Annotated in this window: 16 protein-coding genes; 5 read left to right on the forward strand and 11 right to left on the reverse strand. The window is 67.9% G+C overall.

The features are described from left to right. Positions 1-121: 121 nt before the first annotated feature. Both lysS and prfB read right to left on the reverse strand, forming a co-directional pair. Positions 122-1,639 carry a lysine--tRNA ligase gene (lysS, locus tag DX03_RS10535; protein ID WP_038688552.1) on the reverse strand — a complete coding sequence of 506 codons (1,518 nt, stop codon included), beginning with the start codon at positions 1,637-1,639 and terminating at the stop codon, positions 122-124. A gap of 126 nt (positions 1,640-1,765) precedes the next feature. After that, positions 1,766-2,891 (reverse strand): peptide chain release factor 2 gene (gene prfB, locus DX03_RS10540; protein ID WP_102100629.1). Its coding sequence is split into 2 segments (ribosomal slippage): positions 1,766-2,815 and positions 2,817-2,891, totalling 1,125 coding nucleotides; the frame shifts between segments, so codons are not numbered across the junction. 204 nt (positions 2,892-3,095) lie between these two features. On the opposite strand from prfB, the gene DX03_RS10545 reads away from it, so the two are divergent. Continuing rightward, complete coding sequence (locus DX03_RS10545) at positions 3,096-3,842, forward strand: M48 family metallopeptidase (protein WP_038688555.1); 747 nt, start codon at positions 3,096-3,098, stop codon at positions 3,840-3,842. 58 nt (positions 3,843-3,900) lie between these two features. Here DX03_RS10545 and DX03_RS10550 read toward each other — a convergent pair whose 3' ends face one another. Together DX03_RS10550 and DX03_RS10555 are read right to left on the reverse strand one after the other, a co-directional pair. Next, positions 3,901-4,776, reverse strand: a complete 876-nt coding sequence (locus DX03_RS10550) for a LytTR family DNA-binding domain-containing protein (RefSeq protein ID WP_038688557.1) — start codon at positions 4,774-4,776, stop codon at positions 3,901-3,903. Positions 4,777-4,904: 128 nt separating this feature from the next. Further along, on the reverse strand, positions 4,905-7,820 hold the full coding sequence (locus DX03_RS10555; protein ID WP_051598829.1) for a VIT domain-containing protein: 2,916 nt from the start codon (positions 7,818-7,820) through the stop codon (positions 4,905-4,907). 138 nt (positions 7,821-7,958) lie between these two features. Here DX03_RS10555 and DX03_RS10560 point away from each other — a divergent pair, with 138 nt between their 5' ends. Both DX03_RS10560 and DX03_RS10565 read left to right on the forward strand, forming a co-directional pair. Then, a complete protein-coding gene (locus DX03_RS10560; protein WP_038688560.1) occupies positions 7,959-9,020 on the forward strand; it encodes a DUF1176 domain-containing protein in 1,062 nt (353 codons plus the stop codon). A gap of 137 nt (positions 9,021-9,157) precedes the next feature. Further along, complete coding sequence (locus tag DX03_RS10565; RefSeq protein ID WP_038688563.1) at positions 9,158-10,219, forward strand: DUF1176 domain-containing protein; 1,062 nt, start codon at positions 9,158-9,160, stop codon at positions 10,217-10,219. A gap of 360 nt (positions 10,220-10,579) precedes the next feature. Here DX03_RS10565 and DX03_RS10570 read toward each other — a convergent pair whose 3' ends face one another. The 7 genes from DX03_RS10570 to dapB form a co-directional block, all read right to left on the reverse strand. Next, positions 10,580-11,191, reverse strand: a complete 612-nt coding sequence (locus DX03_RS10570) for a hypothetical protein (protein WP_038688565.1) — start codon at positions 11,189-11,191, stop codon at positions 10,580-10,582. 1 nt (position 11,192) lies between these two features. Continuing rightward, on the reverse strand, positions 11,193-12,857 hold the full coding sequence (recJ, locus tag DX03_RS10575) for a single-stranded-DNA-specific exonuclease RecJ (RefSeq protein WP_244880111.1): 1,665 nt from the start codon (positions 12,855-12,857) through the stop codon (positions 11,193-11,195). Positions 12,858-13,038: 181 nt separating this feature from the next. Further along, positions 13,039-13,959, reverse strand: a complete 921-nt coding sequence (locus DX03_RS10580) for a phosphoglycerate mutase (protein ID WP_038688568.1) — start codon at positions 13,957-13,959, stop codon at positions 13,039-13,041. Positions 13,960-13,964: 5 nt separating this feature from the next. Beyond that, the gene (greA, locus tag DX03_RS10585) at positions 13,965-14,429 is read right to left on the reverse strand and encodes a transcription elongation factor GreA (protein ID WP_026069738.1); all 465 of its coding nucleotides are present in this window, start codon (positions 14,427-14,429) and stop codon (positions 13,965-13,967) included. 8 nt (positions 14,430-14,437) lie between these two features. Further along, positions 14,438-17,680, reverse strand: coding sequence for a carbamoyl-phosphate synthase large subunit (gene carB, locus DX03_RS10590; RefSeq protein ID WP_038688570.1), 3,243 nt, complete (start codon positions 17,678-17,680; stop codon positions 14,438-14,440). Between the two features lie 148 nt (positions 17,681-17,828). Next, a complete protein-coding gene (gene carA / locus DX03_RS10595) occupies positions 17,829-18,959 on the reverse strand; it encodes a glutamine-hydrolyzing carbamoyl-phosphate synthase small subunit (protein ID WP_038688572.1) in 1,131 nt (376 codons plus the stop codon). A gap of 281 nt (positions 18,960-19,240) precedes the next feature. Continuing rightward, complete coding sequence (gene dapB, locus DX03_RS10600; RefSeq protein WP_081797221.1) at positions 19,241-19,981, reverse strand: 4-hydroxy-tetrahydrodipicolinate reductase; 741 nt, start codon at positions 19,979-19,981, stop codon at positions 19,241-19,243. Between the two features lie 155 nt (positions 19,982-20,136). Here dapB and DX03_RS10605 point away from each other — a divergent pair, with 155 nt between their 5' ends. Both DX03_RS10605 and DX03_RS10610 read left to right on the forward strand, forming a co-directional pair. Continuing rightward, entirely contained in the window at positions 20,137-20,538 is a 402-nt protein-coding gene (locus DX03_RS10605) for a MerR family transcriptional regulator (protein WP_038688576.1), read from the forward strand. Between the two features lie 53 nt (positions 20,539-20,591). After that, positions 20,592-21,173, forward strand: coding sequence for an NAD(P)H-dependent oxidoreductase (locus DX03_RS10610; RefSeq protein WP_038688578.1), 582 nt, complete (start codon positions 20,592-20,594; stop codon positions 21,171-21,173). The last annotated feature ends 61 nt before the right edge of the window (positions 21,174-21,234 follow it).

Consider the following 21,234-nt stretch of genomic DNA (forward strand, 5'->3'; position numbering starts at 1 on the left):
CTCGATCATTGCCTGGCCATCACGCCGAACTGCCCGGATGACCACGCAGAAACGATACTCGCGCGGCCACGGCAGCGGAACCCCGCCCGGGATGCCCGTGCCGGGCACCCGGACGCACGTCTCAGTTTTCCGGACGCATGTAGGGGAACAGCAGCACATCACGAATCGAACTGCTGCCGGTCAGCAGCATCACCAGACGGTCGATGCCGATGCCCAGGCCGCCGGTCGGGGCCATGCCGTACTCCAGCGCACGGATGTAATCGGCGTCGTAGTGCATGGCCTCGTCGTCGCCGCCTTCCTTGGCCGTCACCTGGGCCTGGAACCGGGCGGCCTGGTCTTCCGGGTCGTTCAACTCGGAGAAGCCGTTGGCCAGCTCCTTGCCGTTGATGAACAGCTCGAAGCGGTCGGTGTAGCCGGGCTGGTCGTCGTTGGCGCGGGCCAGCGGGGACACCTCGACCGGGTGGTCGGTGATGAAGGTCGGCTGCACCAGGGTGTGCTCGACGGTGGCCTCGAAGATCTCCAGCAGCAGCTTGCCCCAGCCGTAGGACGGCTTGATGCGGATCTTCAGGCGCTCGCAATGGGCGGCCAGCGCATCACGGTCGGTGCAGTCGGCGGCGCTGATCTCCGGGTTGTGGTGGCGCACCGCCTCGTCCATGCGCCAGCGGCGGAACGCCGGGGCCAGGTCGATGGTGGCACCGTCCCACTCCACCGTGGTGGTGCCCAGCACCTTGCTGGCCACGTCACGGATCACGCCTTCGGTCAGGTCCATCACTTCGGTGTACGTGGCGTAGGCCTCGTACAGCTCCATCATGGTGAATTCCGGGTTGTGGCGGGTGCTCACGCCTTCATTGCGGAAGTTGCGGTTGATCTCGTACACGCGCTCCAGCCCACCCACGACCAGGCGCTTGAGGTACAGCTCCGGGGCCACGCGCAGGTACAGGTCCAGGTCCAGCGCGTTGTGGTGGGTGGTGAACGGCTTGGCCGTGGCGCCGCCGGGGATGTAATGCATCATCGGCGTTTCGACTTCCAGGAAGTCGCGGCTGTCCAGCCAGGCGCGCATGGCGCGGATGATCCGCGAGCGCTTGATGAACACCTCGCGCGACTCCGGGGTCACGATCAGGTCGACGTAGCGCTGGCGGTAGCGCTGCTCCACGTCGGCCAGGCCGTGCCACTTGTCCGGCAGCGGGCGCAGCGACTTGGTCAGCAGGCGGATGCTGGTGGCCTTGACCGACAGCTCGCCGGTCTTGGTGCGGGTGAGCCCGCCTTCCACGCCGATGATGTCGCCCACGTCCCAGCCCTTGAACGCCGTGTAGGCATCGCCCAGGGTGCTGCCCTGCAGGAACAGCTGGATGCGGCCGGACTCGTCCTGGATCTGGGCGAAGCTGGCCTTGCCCATGACGCGCTTGGCCATGAGGCGGCCGGCCATCTTCACCTGGCGGTCGGTGGCTTCCAGCGCTTCAGCGGTCCACTGCTCGGCGTCGGCGAACTCGGCCTGCAGGGTGCCGGCGAACTGTTCGCGGCGGAAATCGTTCGGGTAGGCGATGCCCTGCCCGCGCAGGGCGGTCAGTTTCGCGCGGCGCTCGGCGATGAGGCTGTTCTCGTCGACGGGGGGCTGCGGCGCGGCGGTCTGATCGTTCATGGCGTGGGTCTATGTATGTCGGGGGGAGGTACGGTCCCCGCCATCATGCCGATGGTCGGGGCGGATTGCGAAACCGGGCGCGGCCCGGGCACACCGGATCGGGGCCGCGCGCGGCGGCCCCGACGGTCAGGCGTCGGTGCGTTTGGCACCCACGGCCAGGCCGGACTTCAGGCTGGCTTCGACGAATTCGTCGAGGTCGCCGTCCAGCACCTTCTGCGTGTCCGACCGTTCGATGCCGGTGCGCAGGTCCTTGATACGGCTCTGGTCGAGCACGTAATTGCGGATCTGGCTGCCCCAGCCGATGTCGGACTTGGTGGCTTCCACGGCGTCACGCTCGGCGTTGCGCTTCTGGATTTCCAGCTCGTACAGCTTGGCGGCCAGCATCTTCATCGCGTTGTCGCGGTTCTGGTGCTGGCTGCGGCCGGTCTGGCAGGCCACGACCGTGTTGGTCGGAATGTGCGTGATGCGCACCGCCGATTCGGTCTTGTTGACGTGCTGACCACCGGCACCGGAGGACCGGTACACGTCGGTGCGCAGGTCGGCCGGGTTGATGTCGATTTCGATGTTGTCATCGACTTCCGGCGACACGAACACCGAGGTGAAGCTGGTGTGGCGGCGGTTGTCCGAATCGAACGGCGACTTGCGCACCAGGCGGTGCACGCCGGTTTCGGTCTTCAACCAGCCGTAGGCGTAATCGCCTTCGACGCGCAGCGTGGCCGACTTGATGCCGGCGACGTCGCCACCGGACACTTCCATCAGCTCGGTCTTCCAGCCGCGCGATTCGCACCAGCGCAGGTACATGCGCAGCAGGATCTCGGCCCAGTCCTGGGCTTCGGTACCACCGGCGCCGGCCTGGATGTCGACGAACGCCGCGGCGTTGTCCATCTGGCCGGAGAACATGCGCTGGAATTCCAGCTGTTCAACGTGCTTCTGGTACTTGTCCAGGTCGGCGACCACGGCCAGGGCGGTATCTTCGTCCTGTTCGCTGTCGGCCAGTTCCAGCAGTTCGCCGGACTCGGACAGGCCATCCAGGATCGTGGCGATGCCGCCCACGGTCTTTTCAAGGTTGGCGCGTTCGCGGCCCAGGTTCTGGGCGTATTCGGCGTTGTTCCAGATATCCGGGTTTTCCAGTTCCCGGGTTACTTCTTCCAGACGCTCTTTCTTGGCGTCGTAGTCAAAGATACCCCCTGAGCGACAGCACGCGATCGGTGAGATCGGTGATGCGCTGGCGGACAGGATTGAGCTCGATCATGTCGGCAATTAGTGCGTGCGAAAAGACTGTCCATCATAGCCTATCCGGGGCTTTGAGGCCGCAACGGCCGGCGGCGGTGGCGCCCGGGCGGCCCGCGTCAGCGATGGGTGAACACGCCGGGCGGGCCAGAGGGTAGACTCCTGCCGCGCCCGGTGGCCCCCGCCAGCGGTCGCCCCCAATACCACCTACATGGAGCTTTACCCGATGAGGAAGTCATCCTCCGCTGTTCTGCTGGCCCTGGCCTGCTTCGCCGCTGGCAACGCCTCGGCCATCGACCTGAAGTCGCTGGCCGGCACCGGCATGAAGGCCGGCCAGGCCCTGACCCTGTCCGATGCCGACGTGGCCAAGGCCGCCGACCAGGCCTGCGCCTACATGGACAAGGACAACAAGATCGCCCCGGCCAACAGCCCGTATGCCCAGCGCCTGGCCAAGATCACCCAGGGCCTGGCCAACGAAGACGGCCTGAACCTCAACTTCAAGGTCTACCTCACCGAAGACGTCAACGCCTGGGCCATGGCCAACGGCTGCGTGCGCGTGTACTCGGGCCTGATGGACATGGCCTCCGACGACGAAGTGCGTGGTGTGATCGGCCACGAAATCGGCCACGTGAAGCTGGGCCACAGCAAGACCAAGATGCGCACCGCCATGCTGACTTCGGCCGGTCGCGACACCCTGGCCGCCTCCGGCAACGCCAACGTCGCCGACCTGACCCAGGGCCAGCTGGGCGAGTTGGCCGAAGGCTTCGTCAACGCCCAGTTCTCGCAGAAGGAAGAGAGCGCGGCCGACGAGTACGGCTACCGCTTCATGAAGCGCCACAGCTACGACCCGGCCGCGCTGGCCAGCATGTTCCGCAAGCTGTCCAGCGAAGGTGGCCTGATGTCCTCGCACCCGGGCTCGGAAGCACGCGCCGGTCGCATCGACGCGATGATCAAGAAAGACGGCAAGCGCTGAGCTGCCTGACGGCATCCCGGGCATCCGGGGTGCCACGCCGGCTGGCGGCGCTCTGCCGTCAGCCGGTGGCCTGCGCCGCCAATGCCTGGCGGAACGATGGCAGCTGCCGGCGGCTGCACGGCACCCGCCCGCCATCGTCCATGTGCAGCAGCGCCTCACCGCCGTCCAGGGGCTCGATCGAGACCAGCCGGCGCACGTTGACCACCCAGCTGCGGTGGGCACGCACGAAGATCGCCGGATCCAGCCGCTCCTCCAGCGCCGCCATGGTGCTGCGCAACGGATAGTCATGCCCGCGCACACGCAGGTTGACGTAGTTGCCGGCCGCCTGCGCGTATTCGATATCGGCGGTGGCCACGAGGAAATCCCGGCCCAGCTTGCGCACCAGAAAGCGCTCGGGACGTGCCACATCGGCGGGCTCCGCCGTGGGCGCGTCATCGGGCGCTGCCAGCAGATGCGCCTCGCCCTGCCGTCGCCGGCCGAACCAGCTGAAGAAGTGTTCGATCGCCACGAAACTGAAGAACGCGCGGACGTCCTTGAGGTACTCGTACACCAGCCGCGTCGGCCAGGGTGAGCCGTCTTCGTAGTGCTGGCCCAGCGCCGCATAGGACACATGACGGAGGGCCATCATCCCCACCACATGCACCAGCGACCACGCCACGCTGGCCAGCAGGTACGCCGGCAGCCGTCGCTTCCAGGTATCGGCATGCAGCGGCCAGCGCTGGCAACCCCACCACAGCAACGGCAGGGTCAGCAGGATCACGACCACACTGCTGAGCTCCCAGATCATCGGTTCCCACAGTGCCAGGCCATCGCCACGGCGCTGGGCGTCCATTACCTCGACGAAGGCATTGGCGACCGCAGTCGTGAGCAGGATGGCCGACCAGACCAGGAAGCGGGTGGCGGGACGCCAGCGCACCGGCGCGGCGGGGGCCATGACAGGGTCCATGCAGAAAGGCCGGAAAAGAGGGGCAGGCCCTGGATTGTAGCCGCCCGCCCCAGTGCAGACAGGGCGACGTCATCTGCGTCGCCCTGTCCTGTTCCCTGTCGAACCGCGGTGGCGTGCTAGCGCACCTCGAACTCGCCCACCAGCACCGTCTCGGCTTTGTCCTTCAGCCGCATCGTGACCTGCTGGTCGCGCTGCTTGCCGGTGCCCCAGTGCGTGCTCAGGCGCAGGCTCAGGGTGGTGGCGCCGGTGACCAGCTGCTCGCGGCTGCCGAAGAAGTTCGCCTCCACTTTGTACTTGCCGGGCTTGGCATCGCGCAGCGAGAACTGCTCGGGCCCGTAGCCGCCGGTGAAGTCCTGCGACATCTGCCCGCCCTGGTAGGTGAGCCGGTTGCCGTAGTAGGCGCGCTCGCCGTTGGGGTCGGTCACCCACAGGTCCATGTCGCTGTTGTCGCTGTCCCAGCTGAGCACCACCCGCAGGTCCAGCGGCAGCGCCCGGCGCAGCCGCGGATCGACGGCACGGGCATCCACGCGTTCGCGTGCGGCCAGGGTGTTGAGCTCGTCCAGCGCGATCAGCGAGATGCCGTCGAAACGGCTGTCCCAGGGCCGCACCACTACCTCGTTGAGCGCGTCCAGCGCCGGCTGGTACTGGCCGCTGGCCTCCAGCGCCAGGCCCAGGTCACGGAAGCTCTGCGGCTCTTCCTCGCCCAGCCGCAGCACCTGGCGGAACACCGGCACCGCCAGGTCCGGCGCATTGGCCTGCATCAGGCGGTAGCCGAGCACGCGCAGCACGTGGCGGTTTTCCAGCTGCATCTCGGCCAGGTTGGACAACACGCGCAAGCCCAGCTCGCGCTGGTCGGCGGCCAGCAGCAGGTCGGCCACGTCCAGGTAAAACGCGCTGCTGTCACTGTGCTGCTCGCGTTCGGCCAGGTACAGCGCGTACAGCTGTGCGGGTGCGGCACCGCGCAGGCGTCGGGCATAGGCCGAATCGGGTTCCCAGGCGGCCAGCGTGACTGCGATGGCGCCGCTGTTGCTGCGGCTGCGCTTGCTGCCGGTGACGGCGACAGCCTCCAGGTCGCCACGCGGCGCAGCGGCCAGTGCCATCGGCGCCGGCGCCGGCGGTGCGGGCGGCGAAGGTGGGGTGACCACGTCATTGACGCGCGCCTCCATGTAGACCTGCGCATCCGCAGCGGCAACCGCCATGGGCGCGGCCTTGGTCAGCACCGGTTGGGTCGCGGGCGCGCCCTTGGGCCAGCGCGTGTTCCACCAGCGCTCGCGTTCGGCGAACTGCAGCGCGATCTGGTCCAGGCGCTGCGCACGCGCCTGCTTTTCGTCGCCGATGCGCACGGCATGCAGGCGGTCGTAGTCGGCGCGCAGCGGTGCCGGGGCGCGGATGCCATAGCGCAGGTAGTCGTCCAGGGTCTCCAGCACCAGCAGCGAGGTGTCCGCACCGACCATCCCGAACTGCTGCGACAGCGTGCCGATCCGCGCGGCATTGCCCACCGGGTCGGCCGCGTAACCGGCCAGCGTGGCGCCGGCCCAGGCCTGCGCCACCAGCCCCCCGTCCAGTGCGCGGGCACCGGCCAGCGTGATCCGCTGGGTGTGGTCGCGGCCATCGGCCAGGCGCACCTGCACCTCCACCACGCCATCATCGCGCTGCACCCGGCCGGACACCCGCACCCAGCCCTGGCTGGCCGCGCTTGCGTCCGCCACCAGCTGGTCCACACCGGTGCCGCGCAACGCCACGACCTGCGCCGGTTGCTGCAGCAGCAAGGGCAGCACCGCCTCGACCTCGGCCGCACTGGACAGCACCAATGCCTGCCCATGGTGGGCCCCGGTCCATGCACGCAGGCGGGTACCATCGGTGCGCGCGCCGGCGCTGCTCAGCGCGTACAGGCGCTGTCCCGCTGCCAGTGTCGGCGGCGCCGGGGTGCCGTAGTTGGACAGGCCATCGCTGACCAGCAGGTACTCGCCGATGTCGGGGCGCGGCGTCCACGCGCCAAGCGCGCTGGCACCGTCCAGCGGCAGGCCGGTCAGGTAGGTCCGCAACGCGCTCCAGTCGCCGCCCTGGATACGGAAGCGGCGCGTCGGTTCGGCGCGGTCGCGCAGTACGGTCAGCTCTACCTCGCCCGTGCCCAGCGCCGCGAAGTAACGGTCCAGCACCGCGAACTCCGCGGCCCGGTCACGCTGGCGCGCCGAACCGGATGCGTCCCACACCAGCCCCACGCGCTTCGGCAGCACCCGCGGCGTGGCCTGTGGCGGCACCGGCACCTGCGCCAGCAGATAGCGTTGCCCCTCGTGCAGGCCGGTGACCACGTCGGGCTGCCGCACCTGCGGCAGCCGCCACAGCACCTGTGCCGGCAATGCATCACCGCGCCCCTGCCACTGCGCGACATGGGCGCCCTGTTCGGCACTGAATTTCCAGGGCGACGGCTGGATCGCCGTGGGGGCACCGGTGCCCCGGGCTTCCATGCGCAGCACCACTTCCTCGGCGCCCCGTGCGAACTGCAGCGGCATGGCCCAGCGCAATCCCTGTGCATCCACCGGCAGGGTGTCACGGAAGGTGAGCACGATGCGGCGGCTGCCGTGGGCCGGGATCGGGTACACGCGCAGGCGGAACTGGTTGCCCGCGGTCTGCTCCAGCAGGCCCGGGTCGACCCGGCGCCGCTCGATCGCCTCGAATACCTGGCGGCCCTGCGCCTTGGGCACCGGCACCGCGTCGCGCAGTACGCCGTCGATGTCCAGCGCGAACCCGGCCACCTGCTGGCCGTCGGCCAGCGGGAATTCGAGCTGCCCTTCCAGCACGCGGCGGTTGGGGTTGAAGAAGGTCATCTCGATGCGGGTCTCGCCCAGGCCCGCCACCACGCGGCTGTCCAGGCGCACCTGGCGCAGCTGCACGGGCGCCTCGGCCCCGGCCACCTGCAGCACCGGCGTTACCGGTGGCGGACGCGGCACCGTGCGTGCCGGTGCCAGACCTGCCTGCGTGCCCAGCAGCAGCATGCCCAGCATGCCGATCCCACGAAGTGTGCGTTGCATGTGACGCTCCTTATCCGATGACAGCAGGTTGAACGGATCATGCCGGCAAACGGGGTTGAGCCGATGCAAGGCTTGGCGTGCCCGCCGCAGTGGGCCAAGATGCCGCTCCCCCATTGCGTCATTACAAGGACGTCCCGCATGCGCCTGCCTGCCCTGCTCCCCCTGCTGTTGCTGGCCCCGTTGCTGCCGGCCCACGCCGCGCCCGCCGCCGCCGTCAATGGCCTGAGCTTCACCCACAACGACTGGACGCTGGCCTGCGACAACACCCGCACCTGCCGCGCGGCCGGCTACCAGAACGACGAGGACGGCGGCAATGCGCCGGTGTCGATCCTGCTGACCCGGCTGGCGGGCCCCGACCAGCCGGTCAAGGCCGAGGTGATGCTCGGGCAAATGGACGGACCAGCACTGCCCAAGCAGCTATCACTGCAGATCAACGACACCAAACTGGGCGCACTGGCCTACAAGGCCGCAGACGGCACCGCCGTGCTCTCGCCGGCGCAGGTGAAGGCCTTGCTGTCCACCTTGACCGGCACCAGCCGGATCGTGCTGACTGGCAACGACGGCAAGCGCTGGACGGTGTCCGATCGCGGCGCCTCGGCGGTGCTGTTGAAGATGGACGAGTTCCAGGGCCGGCTGGGCACGCCGGGCGCGCTGGCCCGCAAGGGCACCAAGGCGGAAAGCACGGTGCTGCCGGCCGTGCCGATGCCGGTGGTGAAGCTGGCCAAGGTAGTGCCCACCCGCCCCGCCGATGAAGCGCTGGGCGAATCGAAGGCGCTGCGCGCGGCGCTGGCCGCGGCGACATCGGCCGACGACTGCGAGGCCCTGCACCCGGGCGACAGCGTGATCTCCAATGAGGGCCCGCAGGAGATCACCGTGCAGCGCCTGAGTGCGGACAAGCTGCTGGTCTCGCAGGCCTGCTGGCGCGCGGCCTACAACACCGGTGACGGCTACTGGGTGGTCAACGACCGTGCCCCGTACCAGCCGCGGCTGGTGACCACCTCCGGCGCAGGCGATGACGTGCGCACCATCGTCGAATCGCACAGGGGCCGCGGTCTGGGCGACTGCTTCTACACCACCAGCTGGGGCTGGACCGGCACCCAGTTCGTGAAGACCGACGTGTCCAGCACCGGGCTGTGCCGGTTGGTCTCGGCCGGCGGCGCCTGGGAAATGCCGACGTTGGTGACCGAGGTGCGGGAGTAAGCCCTCGAACGCGGCTTGGCAGAAGGCCCGGTGATGTGTCGCCTGCGCGCATCATCGCCAAAGAGATTCGTATTAATTTCATATACAACTGGCGGCGATAGCGACGAGCCTATGCAACCCGTCATGAGCTGCACCCGATGCGCCGCCTCTACAAACGCCTGAATCTCGCTTCAGCACTGTCGTTGCTGGGCATTCTGCCCTGCCTCGCCGCGCCCTCGCCCTCGCCCTCGCCCAAGGGCATCGAGTTCCATCATGGCGATTGGATGCTGGCCTGCGACAACACCCGCACCTGTCGCGCGGCAGGCTACCAGCCGAATTCCGGCGAACATGCCCCGGTTTCCGTGCTGCTGACCCGCAAGGGCGGGCCTCGCCAGCCGGTTACCGCGCAACTGGCCATCGGCGATATTGACCAGCCCCCGCCGCCATCGCTACGCCTGCACATCAACGGCAACGACCTGGGGCCAGTGGTCGATGGCGGGCCAGGCCTGACTTCCCGGCTGGTCACCGCCCTGTTACGTGCGCTGACCGTTGACAGCGAAATTCTTGTCGTTGATGGCGATGACAGTGATCGTGTCTGGCGTCTCTCCGACCAGGGCGCCGCGGCCGTTCTGTTGAAGATGGATGAATTCCAAGGTCGACTTGGCACCCCCGGTGCGCTGCTGCGCAAAGGCAACCGCAGCGAGAACAGTGTTTCCGCCGCACTTGCCATGCCCATCATCAAAGTGGTGACGCCACCGCCGACCCGCGTAGCCGATAGAGCATTGGAACGATCGCCTTCCCTGCGCTCGGCTCTGCGTGCCACCGCACAGGCGGAGCTGCAGGAGCGATGCCCCGACCTGTTCTCCGACGAACGCGACTACCCGCTGACCGTACGCAGATTAAGCGGCAGCAAACTGCTGGTTTCCACCCAATGCTGGATGGGGGCGTACAACCAAGGGTTCGGCTATTGGGTGGTCAACCACCGCGTGCCCTATCGGGCTGATCTGGTCACCGAATCGGCCAGCGAAGGTGGTGAAATCAACGAGATTTTCGCATCACAGAAGGGGCGTGGACTCGGCGACTGCTGGTCCGTCGAGACTTGGGCGTGGGATGGCAAGGCTGTTGTCCCCACTTCGGCAATGACCACCGGCTTGTGCCGTTTCGTAACCGCCGGCGGGCCATGGCAGATGCCGACACTGGTGACCGAGGTGCGCGAGTAGGTAGGAGAGCAAAGGGACCCAATTTTGCGAAAACTTGCATGGTGTCGGCCTCGGCCAGCACTTAGCCTTTGAAGCCCGAATCCAGGACTTTTCATGCATCCGTCAAGCTACCTACGCCCTCTTCTAATTGGTTCGCTCCTGCTGGCTAGCCTTGGTATGAGCGTACTGTGCTTTGCAAATGAGGAGGCTGGCCCTGGCTCGACACTGAGCTGCGATGCAAAGGTTCAGGTACGGGGCCTTCAATTGCGTCTGACTTTTTGGGGCGCTGACACGCTAAGGGATGCTCTTTCCCGTTAGGCAGCAGCGCGGCGCTCGATGGTCAACTGAATGCTGGAGCAAGTTCGCCACGCGCGGCGATGCTCAACCGTCGTCGTCTTCCCAGCCGTCGAAGGGGAACAGCGCGGGAAGAATCGTTTCCATGATCGCCATGCTCTGCATGACGGCGTGGTCGGCCGAGTACGGGCGCGAGAATACGGCGTGATGTGCGTGCACCGGCTGGTCCGGTGCGCTGGAGAGGTGTTCAACGTAGGCGGCCAGCAGACGTTGCGCGGCCTGTTGGCGATCCGGACCGTCCTGCGCCGCGCGCAGCGCTGCATGCAGGGGACGCAACGCGGCCGAATCGGGCAGCGCGCAGGTATATGCCAGCGCGCCGGTCTGATCGTCGGCATCCCGGTAATCGTCCGGGTCGTCCGAAGGCTGGTAGCCCGTGGCCACGCAGCGGGTCCGGCTGAGTCGCGCCATCACCGCGGCAACCGCGTCGTCGACCGTGACCGGGCAGCTGGCTGTGCCATCTCCACTCTCGACCCGGGCGGCCAGTTCCTGCCGCAGCAGCCACGCCACGCTTTGCCGCGAGCCGTCCAGGTCCGGGAATTCGAAGCCCTCGCGGGCGGAGAGTTCGGTGCGGGCGGTCTCGTCACCCTGCAGCACGATGCGGCTCTGCAGGTCGAAACGTTCGGTGGGCGATGGGAGCATGTCAGGCATCCGTGCAGTGCTCGATGATCAGCTGGATCGCGCCGCCTCCCCGGTAGTCATCACTGACCAGCCGATAGGCGATGTGGACGTGGTTGGCCGGCGCATTGCCGGTCCAGCCGCTGAAGTGGATCGCGCTGACCGGCTCGGGGCGGCCCGGCACGCGCAGGCTGAGCTTGAGGTGCTTCTCTTTGAGCACCTGCCAGCGCGCCACCTGGAAGTGACCATCGAACAGCGGCTCGGGGAAGCCCTGCCCCCACGGGCCCGCCAGGCGCAGCGCCTCGGCATGGGCGAAATCCAGCTCCTGCGGCAACAGCTCGCCGTCGGTGAGCAGCAGCTGCTGCAGCGAGAGCGGATCCAGCGTGCGCTCCACCACGTCCACGAAGGCCTGCTCGAACGCGGGGAGCTGCGCGTGCGGCAGGCTCAGGCCCGCGGCCATGGCGTGGCCACCGAACTTGTCGATCAGGCCGGGGTGCGCCGCGTTGACCAAGGCCAGCGCATCACGGATGTGGAAGCCGGGAATCGAGCGCGCCGAGCCACGCAGCGAATCGCCGCCCGGCTCGGACGGCGCGAAGGCGATCACCGGGCGATGCAGGCGATCCTTCATCTTGGAGGCGACCAGGCCGACCACGCCCGGATGCCACTCGGCATCGAACAGGCAGGCGGCGACCGGACGCACACCCTCGGCACTGAGCACCGCACGGGACACCGCCAGTTCCGCGTCGTCGGTCATCAACTGCTGGACCGCACGGCGCTCGGTGTTGATCGACTCCAGCGTCGTGGCGATCTCACGCGCGTGGGCGCGGTCTTCGGTGAGCAGCAGCTCGATGCCCAGCGCCATGTCTTCCAGCCGGCCGGCGGCATTCAAACGTGGGCCTAGCGCGAAACCGATGTCGGTGGCGCTCAGCCGTGCCGGATCGCGCCCGCTGGCCTCGATCAGCGCCTGCAGGCCGACGCAGCCCTTGCCGCTGCGCAGCCGGCGCAGGCCGGCCGAGACCAGGGCGCGGTTGTTGTCATCCAGCGCGACCAGATCGGCGACCGTACCCACTGCGACCAGATCCAGCAGGGTCAGCAGGTCCGGCTCCGGCGTCGCGGCAAATGCGCCTTGCTCGCGCAAATGGCGACGCAGCGCCATCAACACGTAGAAGATCACCCCGACGCCGGCCAGTGCCTTGCTCGGGAAGGCATCGCCGCTGATGTTGGGGTCCACGATCGCATCCGCGGGCGGCAGGTGCTCGCCGGGCAGATGGTGATCGGTGACCAGTACTTTCCAGCCCAGGGCTTTGGCCGCGTTGACGCCGGCGTGGCAGGCGATCCCGTGATCGACCGTGACCAGCAGGCCGGGATTGAGCGGGGCCAGTTCGGCCACCAGCGATGGCGACAGCCCATAGCCGTGCAGCATGCGGTTGGGCACCGCGTGCACCACGTCGCGTGCGCCGAGCATGCGCAGGCCGCGTACGCCGACCGCGCAGGCGGTGGCGCCATCACAGTCGAAATCGCCGACGATCAGGATGCGTTCGTTGTTGGCGATCGCATCGGCCAGCAGCGTTACCGCGGCCTGCATGCTGCCCAGCAGATCCGGCGCATGCAGCTGGGCCAGCTTTGGCTGGGCCTGCGCGGCATCGGTAACCCCGCGCGCGGCGTACAACCGCTGCAGCAACGGCAACATGGATGACGGCCACTCACTGACGGCGGCGGCAGGACGGCGCTGGATACGGGGTGCTTCAGACTGGGTCAAAACGGGCTCGATCAATGACGTGCGCGACCATGATACTGCCCGGGGAACGCATCCACGCATAGCGTGGATGGCGCGCCGGGGACGGCCACTGGCCGGCTGTCCTTCGACGCACTCAGAGGTCGTGCAGCTGCACCGGCTTCTTCCAGAACCGCCAGCGCTGGCCTTTGTCGATCTCGACGCGGGTGCCGTCCTCGAAATCCAGGACCAACCGCGTCAATTCCGCGCGCGCGATCGCCGCCAGCAGCGGCCGGATCGCATCGTTGCCCAACTGCTCCAGCGAACGCAGCTGGCGCAGGTCCACCAGGGCATCCACGGTCTGCTCGCCATCGGCCTGCAGGCCTGCCGCCTTGGCCAGCGCCTGCAGCAGCGCATCGCGGCTGCGGACCTGGGCATGCGCGGTGGTCACGCGTTCGGGCAGCTCACCGCCGCCCCAGAACCACAATGAGTTGATCGCCCGCTTGCCGTCGGCCACGCGCTGCTGGTTCCACGCGTGCTGGTGCAACACCACCTGCGCCTCGGTCAGCAGGGCGCGCCAGCGGCGGCCTGCATCGCCTTCGGGCAGGTGGGCAAACAGATCATCGCCGAGCACTTCATCGGGCTCGGCGAATACCGGCAGCGTGGTGCCGGGCGGCAGGCGCAGATACCAGCGGGACGGCACCGGGGCATCCAGCACGAAACCGTAGCCGGCAAACAACGGCTGCAAGGCCGGCAGCAGATGCATGACATCGGCCAGATCGGGCCGCAGGGTATCCCCGTGCCCCATCAGGCGTGCGCCATGCATGTCCGGCACCACGTTGGCCGGATCGGCCCGCAGCCATACCGCGCCGTCGGCGTCGCCGACATCCAGCTGGCGGGTCAGGGCTGCGGCCGACCACGCGTCCGGCTGCGTCTGGAAGTGCCGACGCAGCTGGGCGCGCTCGCCCGCCTCGGCGCTGCGGCGTTCCGCACGCCCCAGCGCCTTGGCGACGTCATCGGGCAGCGGCGCCGCCGGAAACCGGCTGCGCGCCGGCAGCAACAACGTCGCCGTGGCCATCGCCGTCAGTCCAGGTACTGGACGCTGACGATTTCGTACTCGCGCTGGCCGGCCGGTGCGTCGATGGTGACCGCATCGCCTTCCAACTTGCCGATCAAGGCACGGGCCAGCGGCGAGGAGATCGCGATCAGGCCCAGCTTGATGTCCGCTTCCAGGTCACCCACGATCTGGTAGCGCTTCTCTTCATCGCTTTCCACGTCCGACAGCTCGACGGTGGCGCCGAACACCACCTTGCTGCCGGCGTTGAGCTTGGTGATGTCGATGATCTCGGCATGCGAAAGCTCGCCTTCCAGCTGCTTGATGCGGCCTTCGATGAAGCCCTGCTCCTCGCGCGCGGCGTGGTACTCGGCGTTCTCCTTGAGATCGCCGTGCTCGCGTGCCTCGGCGATCGCCGCGATGACCTTCGGGCGCTTGACCGACTTCAGGTGGTCCAGCTCTTCGCGCAGACGCTGCGCGCCCTTCAACGTGATCGGTGCTCTCATGCGTTCAACTCCTTGTGCAGTTCCTGCAGCGACCAGACCGGGCCGGTCCCGCGGAATTCCAGTGATTGCACCAGCGCCTTGGCGCCGGCAATGGTGGTCGAATAGGTGACGCGGTGCTGCAGCGCCTCGCGACGGATCGAGAACGAGTCGTTGATCGCCGCACGCCCTTCGGTCGTGTTGACGATATACACGATCTCGCCGTTCTTGATCGAGTCGACGATGTGCGGACGGCCTTCGACCACCTTGTTGACGATCTCGCAGTCCATGCCGTGCTGCTGCAGCCAGGCACCGGTGCCACGCGTGGCCACCAGCGTGTAGCCACGCTCCAGCAGCAGCTTGGCCACCGGCAGCACGCGCTGCTTGTCCGGGTCACGCACCGACACGAACGCCTTGCCCAGCGGCGGGGCCTTGATGCCACCGGCCTCCTGCGCACGCGCGAAGGCGGCGCTGAAGCTGCGGCCCACGCCCATCACCTCACCGGTGGAGCGCATCTCCGGCCCGAGGATCGGGTCGACGCCCTGGAACTTGGCGAACGGGAAGATCGCTTCCTTGACCGAGTAGTAGTCCGGCACGATCTCCTTGAGCGCGCCCTGCTCGGCCAGGGTCATGCCGGCCATGCAGCGCGCGGCGATCTTGGCCAGCGCCATGCCGGTGGCCTTGGACACGAACGGCACGGTGCGCGAGGCACGCGGGTTCACTTCCAGCAGGTACACGATGTCTTCGCCGTTCTCACCGGCCTGGATCGCGAACTGGGTGTTCATCAGGCCGACCACGTTCAGGGCCTTGGCCAGTTCCACCACCTGGCGGCGCAGCTCGGCCTGGGTCTCGGCCGACAGCGAGTACGGCGGCAGCGAGCAGGACGAATCGCCCGAATGCACGCCGGCTTCTTCGATGTGCTCCATCACGCCGCCGATCAGCACGTTGCCGTCCTTGTCGGCAATGATGTCCACGTCCACTTCCACCGCGTTGTCCAGGAAGCGGTCCAGCAGCACCGGCGAATCGTTGGACACCTTCACCGCGTCACGCACGTAGCGGGCCAGGTCGGATTCGCCGTACACGATTTCCATCGCGCGGCCGCCCAGCACGTAGCTCGGGCGCACCACCAGCGGGTAGCCGATCTCGCGCGCCAGCAGGAGGGCTTCCTGGTCGTTGCGGGCGATGCGGTTCGGCGGCTGCTTCAGGCCCAGCTTGTCCACCAGCTGCTGGAAGCGCTCGCGGTCTTCGGCCAGGTCGATGGAGTCCGGCGAGGTGCCGATCACCGGCACGCCGTTGGCTTCCAGCGCGCGCGCCAGCTTCAGCGGGGTCTGGCCGCCGTACTGCACGATCACGCCCTTGGGCTGTTCCAGCTCGACGATCTCCAGCACGTCTTCCAGCGTCAGCGGCTCGAAGTACAGGCGGTCGGAGGTGTCGTAATCGGTGGAGACGGTTTCCGGGTTGCAGTTGACCATGATGGTTTCATAGCCATCCTCGCGCAGCGCCAATGCCGCGTGCACGCAGCAGTAGTCGAATTCGATGCCCTGGCCGATGCGGTTCGGACCGCCGCCCAGGATCATGATCTTGTCGCGGTTGCTCGGCGCGGCTTCGCACTCGTCCTCGTAGGTCGAGTACAGGTAGGCCGTGCTGGTGCCGAACTCGGCGGCGCAGGAATCCACGCGCTTGTACACCGGGCGCACCTTGTGCGCACGGCGCAGCGCGCGCACGGCCGCTTCGTTGGTACCGGTCAGTTCGGCCAGGCGGGCGTCGGAGAAACCGGCGCGCTTGAGCTTGCGCAGGCGTGCGCCGTCCAGTGCGTCGATACCCTCGGCCGCGACCTGTGCTTCGGCCTGGATGATCTCTTCGATCTGGTCCAGGAACCACGGATCGATGTGCGACAGCGCGAACACCTCTTCCACGCTGAAGCCGGCACGGAACGCATCACCCACGAAGAACAGACGCTCCGGGCCCGGGGCCTTGAGCTCGCGCTTGATGGTGGTGATGTCGTCTTCGTTGGCCAGGTCCAGGCCGGTCGGGTCCAGCCCGATCTTGCCGGTTTCCAGGCCACGCAAGGCCTTCTGCAGCGATTCCTGGAAGGTGCGGCCCATCGCCATCACCTCGCCCACCGATTTCATCTGGGTGGTCAGGCGCGCATCGGCGGCCGGGAACTTCTCGAAGGCGAAGCGCGGGATCTTGGTGACAACGTAGTCGATCGACGGCTCGAACGAGGCCGGGGTCAGGCCGCCGGTGATCTCGTTCTTCAATTCGTCCAGGGTGTAACCCACGGCCAGCTTGGCCGCGACCTTGGCGATCGGGAAGCCGGTGGCCTTGGAGGCCAGCGCCGACGAACGCGACACGCGCGGGTTCATTTCGATCACCACCACGCGGCCGGTGGTCGGGCTGATGCCGAACTGCACGTTCGAGCCGCCGGTATCCACGCCGATCTTGCGCAGCACGGCGATGGAGGCATCGCGCAGGCGCTGGTATTCCTTGTCGGTCAGGGTCTGGGCCGGGGCCACGGTGATCGAGTCACCGGTGTGCACGCCCATCGGGTCCAGGTTCTCGATCGAGCAGACGATGATGCAGTTGTCGGCGGTGTCGCGCACCACCTCCATCTCGAATTCCTTCCAGCCCAGCACCGACTCTTCCACCAGCACTTCGGTGGTCGGCGACAGTTCCAGGCCGCGGGTCACGATATCGACCAGTTCTTCGCGGTTGTAGGCGATGCCGCCGCCGCTGCCGCCCAGGGTGAAGCTGGGGCGGATGATGGTCGGGTAGCCGACGCGGGTCTGGATCTCGATCGCTTCTTCCAGCGTGTGCGCGACGGCGGCCGACGGGCAGTCCAGGCCGATCTCGCCCATGGCCACGCGGAACAGCTCGCGGTCTTCGGCCATGCGGATCGCGTCGCGCTTGGCGCCGATCAGTTCAACGTTGTACTTCTCCAGCACGCCGTTGTCGGCCAGGTCCAAGGCGCAGTTCAGCGCGGTCTGGCCGCCCATGGTCGGCAGCAGCGCGTCGGGCTTTTCCTTGGCGATGATCTTCTCGACCGTCTGCCAGTTGATCGGCTCGATGTAGACGGCGTCGGCCATCTCCGGGTCGGTCATGATCGTGGCCGGATTGCTGTTGACCAGCACCACGCGATACCCCTCGTCCCGCAGCGCCTTGCAGGCCTGCGCGCCGGAGTAGTCGAACTCACAGGCCTGGCCGATGACGATCGGGCCAGCACCGATGATGAGGATGGTTTTAAGGTCAGTGCGCTTGGGCATTGTCTTCTCTAAGTCAGTACAGCGTGTCGGGGTGATCGCACGCTGTCGATCAGGAAACTTCCGGGGGTGCAGCGCCGCGCCAAGGGCTGCGGCACTGCAGGGACTCGCGTTCCGTCGCGATGCCGCCGGGGGCGCCGGCGGCGGCGGATCAGGCCTTGGCCTGCGCCATCAGGGTCACGAAACGGTCGAACAGCGGTGCCACGTCGTGCGGACCCGGCGAGGCTTCCGGATGGCCCTGGAACGAGAACGCCGGCACGTCGGTGCGTGCGATGCCCTGGTTGGTGCCATCGAACAGCGAGCGGTGGGTCACGCGCAGGGTGGCCGGCAGCGTGGCTTCATCCACCGCGAAGCCGTGGTTCTGCGAGGTGATCATCACCCGGCCATCGTCCAGGTCCTGCACCGGGTGGTTCGCGCCGTGGTGGCCGTGGCCCATCTTGACCGTCTTGGCACCGGAGGCCAGCGCCAGCAGCTGGTGGCCCAGGCAGATGCCGAACACCGGCAGCTTCTTGTCCAGGAACACCTTGATCGCCTCGATGGCGTAGTCGCACGGTTCCGGGTCACCCGGGCCGTTGGACAGGAACACGCCGTCCGGGTTCATCGCCAGCACGTCGGCGGCCGGGGTCTGCGCCGGCACCACGGTGATGTCGCAGCCACGCTCGGCCAGCATGCGCAGGATGTTGAGCTTTGCGCCGAAGTCGTAGGCCACGACCTTGAACTTCGGGGCGGCGCTGACGAACTCGTTGTTGTCCAGGTCCAGCTGGCCTTCGGTCCACGGGTAAGCCTTGTCGGTGCTCACCACCTTGGCCAGATCCATGCCCTTCAGGCCCGGGAACTTGCGCGCTGCTTCCAGGGCGGTGTCCACATTGATGCCGTCACCGGCCATCAGCGCACCGTTCTGGGCGCCGCGCTCGCGCAGGATGCGGGTCAGCTTGCGGGTGTCGATGCCGGAGATGGCCACCACGCCGCGCTGCAGCAGCCAGTCCTGCAGCGACACCTGGCTGCGCCAGTTGCTGGGACGGCGCGGCACGTCGCGCACGATCAGACCGGCAGACCACACCTTGTGGGCCTCGTCGTCCTGGTCGGTCATGCCGGTGTTGCCGATATGCGGGTAGGTCAGCGTGACCATCTGCCGGGCGTAGGAAGGATCAGTCAGCACTTCCTGATAACCGGTCATGGCGGTGTTGAACACCACCTCGCCGACGGACAGGCCGGGCGCGCCTACGGATTCGCCCTCGAATACGGTGCCGTCTTCGAGGACGAGGATTGCGGCTTGGGTCACGGAGATCTCACTTTGGCTACCGATGGGGGCACCGAAGTCACGCCTGCGCTCCACGAAAAAGCGGCTGCAAAAAAGCGCGGACTGCGGTGCGGGACCGGTCCGGCTGTCGTGATTCGGCGAGCGGGAATTGTAAAGGCAAGGGGGCTGCGACGCCAGCGTTTACATGCATGCGCTGACGTACGGGCGCGATCACCGCGCCCGGGGTTCAGCCAGCGCAGCGCTCGCGGCCCCGCCGGGCCGGTCGGTCCGGGCGGACCGGCCGGCCTGTTCAGCCAGCGCGTTCAGCCAGCAGCGGCCGGGGTGGCCCCGGCCAGCAGGTCGCGGACCCGGTAGCTGCCGGGCGCGCGACCGGCCAGCTGGGTGGCGGCAAACAGCGCGCCGCGGGCGAAGATGTCCCGGTTGGTGGCACGGTGGGTGAGCTCGATGCGCTCGCCCAGCCCGGTGAACTGGACCAGGTGCTCGCCCACGATGTCCCCGGCGCGCAGGCTGGCGTAGTGCGGGTCTGCCCCGCCCTTCTGCGCCGCGGCACCCAGCGTCAGCGCGGTCCCGGAGGGCGCGTCCTGCTTGTGCACGTGGTGCGACTCGACGATGTCGCAGTTCCAGCCCGCCAGCGCCGCCGCGGCGCGCTCGACCAGCTCGTCCAGTACCGCCACGCCCAGGCTGAAGTTGGACGCCCACACCAGCGGGATGCCGGCGGCCGCCTGGATCAGCGCCTGGCGCTGCGCCTCGCTGAGCCCGGTGGTGCCCGACACCAACCCGGCGCCACGTTCGACGCACAGCGCCAGGATCGGGTCGAAGCCTTCGGGCAGGCTGAAGTCGATGGCCACGTCGAAGGTGGGCGCACCGGCCAGTTCGCTGCTGGCGAAATGCGGTACACCGTCCACCACCCGTTGCGCCGGTGAACGGCGCGTCACCGCGGCGACGATCTGCAGGGAAGCGTGTTCGGCGGCGAGCCGCAGCAGGGCCTGGCCCATGCGTCCGGACGCGCCGTGGATGAGCAAACGAAGAGGGGGAGTGGTCATGCCCGCAGGCTAGCGGTGCGGGCAGGCCTGCACAAGGGCAATTACGGCGCGCATGCTCCCGCTTGCTACCCTGTGCACCTGTTTTTCCAGGCCGTCACCCATGCAGCGTTCGCAGCAACGTGTTCGTGTCACCGGCGGCACGGTGCGCGACTGACATGCTCATTTCCGAAGTGGCCCGGCGCAGCGGCGCCAGCCAGAAGGCGATCCGCCTGTACGAGGCACGCGGCCTGCTGGCCACGGTGCCGCGCGTCAACCGTTACCGCCACTACAGCGAACAGGACCTCAACCTGGTGCTGTTGATCCGCCAGGCGCTGGTACTGGGCTTCCGGTTGGCCGACGTGGCCGCGCTGCGCCGCGATGACGGCAGCATCGACTGGGACCAGGTGCAGGCCTTGCTGGCATCACGCCAGCACGCCGTCCGCGCCGAACTGGCGCGGCTGCGGCAGCTCGACACCGCGCTGACCGACCTGCGTGCCGAGGTGGCCCTGCTGGCGGCCGACGGCCACCACGGCCCGCTCGATGCCTGCCTGACCCAGGGCGCGTGCGTGGCGGCTTGACTCTGCCCCATGGGGCAGACCGTAGCCTGCACCACCCCGCAACGAGCGCCCGCATGTCCCGATCCATCGTCATCCTGCTTGGCCATCCCGACCGCGACAGCCTGTGCGGCGCGCTGGCCGCGCGTTACCAACACGCCGCGTTGGCCGCCGGCCACCAGGTGCAGCTGTTCGCGCTGGGCGAGATCGACTTCGACCCGATCCTGCGCCACGGTTACCGTCAGATCCAGCCGCTGGAACCGGGCCTTGAACAGATCAACGCCGCCATCGCCGCCTGCCAGCACCTGGTGCTGGTGTACCCCACCTGGTGGGGCGGCATGCCGGCGTTGCTCAAGGGCTTCTTCGACCGCGCCTTCCTGCCCGGAGTCGCGTTCCGCTACCGCGCCGATTCGGTGTGGTGGGACCGCCTGTTGGCCGGACGCAGCGCGCGGGTCATCACCACCCTGGACACGCCGCCCTGGTACTACCGCTGGGTATACCGCATGCCGGGGCACCAGCAGATCCGGCGGACGATCCTGGACTTCTGCGGCATCCGGCCCGTGAAGATCAGCGGCTTCGGGCCGGTGCGCAGCGCCTCCGAGGCGCAGCGCGAGGCGTGGCTGCAGCAGGCAGAGCAGCTGGGCCGGCAGGCCCGCTGACGCATCGTAGAGCCGGGCTCTGCCCGGCTTGCGTCAGAAGAGCAGCCGGGCAAAGCCCGGC

The sequence above is a fragment of the Stenotrophomonas rhizophila genome, assembly GCF_000661955.1.
Lineage (GTDB): Bacteria > Pseudomonadota > Gammaproteobacteria > Xanthomonadales > Xanthomonadaceae > Stenotrophomonas > Stenotrophomonas rhizophila.